The sequence below is a fragment of the Natronococcus sp. genome, from assembly GCF_047921035.1.
Lineage (GTDB): Archaea > Halobacteriota > Halobacteria > Halobacteriales > Natrialbaceae > Natronococcus.
On sequence record NZ_JBLRWX010000199.1, the window covers coordinates 1 to 2196 of the forward strand.

The following is a 2196-nucleotide window of genomic DNA, read 5'->3' on the forward strand; positions in this document are numbered from 1 at the left end:
AGCCGAGAGCCACAGACGCTCAGAACCCCGTCGTTCCTTCAAGTCGGTGGTCTTCGGCAACGCTCTCGTCCAGTTCGACGCCGATCCCCGGCGTCTCCGGCACCTCGATGTAGCCGTCCTGGATAAGCGGTTCGTCGCGTTCGATCAGGTCGTCCCACCAGTCAACCTCGAGCGCGTGGTACTCGAGCACGTCGAAGTTCGGGATCGCAGCGCCGAGGTGGACGCAGGCCATCGTCCCGATCGGGCTACAGACGTTGTGCGGTGAGATCGGCATGTAGTTCTCTTCTGCACGATCGGCGATCCGCATCGTCTCGCCGAGTCCGCCGACGGTCGTCGGGTCCGGCGTCACGATATCGACTCCGTGATCGTAGATCAGGCCGGAGAGTTCGTGCACTCGGAACCTGTTTTCGCCGGTCGCGACGGGTGTCTTCGTCGCTTTGGTGACCTCGGTCTGCGCATCCATATTCTCCGGGGGGATGAGGTCCTCGAGCCACATCAGATCGTACTCGCAGAGTTTGTACGCGAGGCGCTTTGCGCTCTCAACGGAGTAGTCCCAGTGACAGTCAAACGCGAGGTCGATGTCGTAGCCGATCTCGTCGCGAACCGCTTCAACGATCTCGCGCTTGTGTTCGATGGCCCCGTTGGTGAGGCGACCGTTGAACGGATCTGGATCGTTATCCATCTCGAGGTCCAGATCGAATTTGAGTGCGGTAAAGCCCATATCGACGACGCGGCGGGCCTCGTTGGCGTACGCTTCCGGGGAGTAGGCGTCGGCGCCGGCGTACTCAGTGGAACCGTCCTCGACCGCGTACGCCTCACCGGCGTGGCAATCGCAGTAGATCCGGACTTCGTCCCGGAACTTTCCGCCGAGCAGCTGGTAGACCGGCAGATCCAGAATCTTTCCGGCCGCATCCCACAGCGCGATTTCGATCCCGGAGGCCGCGGTGACGACCTTTCCCGTCGTCCCGCCGTGGCCGGACATCTCCTGAATGATCCGTCGGTAGAGCCGCTCGATGTCGAGCGGATTTTCGCCGATCAGGAATCGCTTCGTGTACTCGACGAGTTCGGGAACCCCACCCCCGCGGTAGGATTCGCCGATTCCGGTGACCCCAGCGTCGGTCTCGACTTTGATCAGGTTCCACTCGAAGTTTCCGTCGACGACGCAGGTTTTGATGTCCGTGATCTCGACGTCGCGGCCTTCGGTTCGGTTCGTTGTCTGGTTGGAGAAGTCTTTCATGAGTTTCGGTTGGTTCGTATCGGTCAGTCGGTCCTTCTGTATCGCTCGATCGCGTTCTCGTCTAGCTGTACGCCGTGTCCCGGATCGTCCGGGAGCTGAATCGTGCCGCTGTCATCCGGTTCGAGCGAGTCTACAACGATGTCGTCGAAGACTTTCACATCCATGTCGCGGTAAAAGTACTCCACCCAGAGGGCGTTCTCGATCGATCCAACCAGCGACGCGTGGAGATTCCAGTTGTAGTGAGGTGCGATCGGAACGTCGAGTGCCGCCGCGTAGTGGGCGATCTTGAGCCACTCGGTGATGCCGCCACAGACCGTGGCGTCGGGCTGGAGTACGTCCGCCGCTCCGTCGCTGTACAACCGCTCGAAATCGTACCGCGGCCCCTCGAGTTCTCCCGTCGCAACGGGATACGAAATGGTGCCGTTGACGCTGGTCATCGCCTCGACGCTATCGATCATGACGGGTTCCTCGATGAAGTACGGATCGTACGGCTCGAACGCGCGGCACGCCCTGATAGCTTCCGTTGCGTTCGACCACGCGCCGTTCGCGTCGAGTAACAGCGTCCGATCGGCACCGATCTCGTCACGAACGGCCGCGACGCGCTCGACTTCCTCGAGAATCGACAGCCGCCCAACCTTCATTTTGACAGCGTCGTGTCCCTCGGAAACGTATCGCTGGACCTCCTCGCGGAGTCCCTCGTGACCCTTCTCGTCGCGATAGTACCCGCCGCTCGCGTAGGTAGGGACCTCGTCCGCGTGTCCGCCCAGTAGTTTATAGAGCGGTTGCGACGCGGCCTTCGCCTTCAGATCCCACAGTGCGATGTCTACGGACGAGATCGCGCGCAGGACTAGCCCGGAACGACCGATCTGGACCGTTCCGTCGAACATCTTGCGCCACAGCCGTTCGGTGTCCCGAGGGTCCTCGCCGACGAGCATCGGCTCGAGCAACGACTCCACCGC

2 protein-coding genes are annotated in these 2196 nt (G+C 61.6%); both read right to left on the reverse strand.

From position 1 onward, the window contains the following. Positions 1–19: 19 nt before the first annotated feature. Positions 20–1237, reverse strand: a complete 1218-nt coding sequence (locus ACNA7R_RS20050) for a mandelate racemase/muconate lactonizing enzyme family protein (protein WP_416285302.1) — start codon at positions 1235–1237, stop codon at positions 20–22. A 23-nt stretch (positions 1238–1260) separates the two neighbouring features. Further along, the coding region (locus ACNA7R_RS20055) for a mandelate racemase/muconate lactonizing enzyme family protein (RefSeq protein WP_416285303.1) at positions 1261–2196 on the reverse strand (936 nt) is incomplete at its 5' end.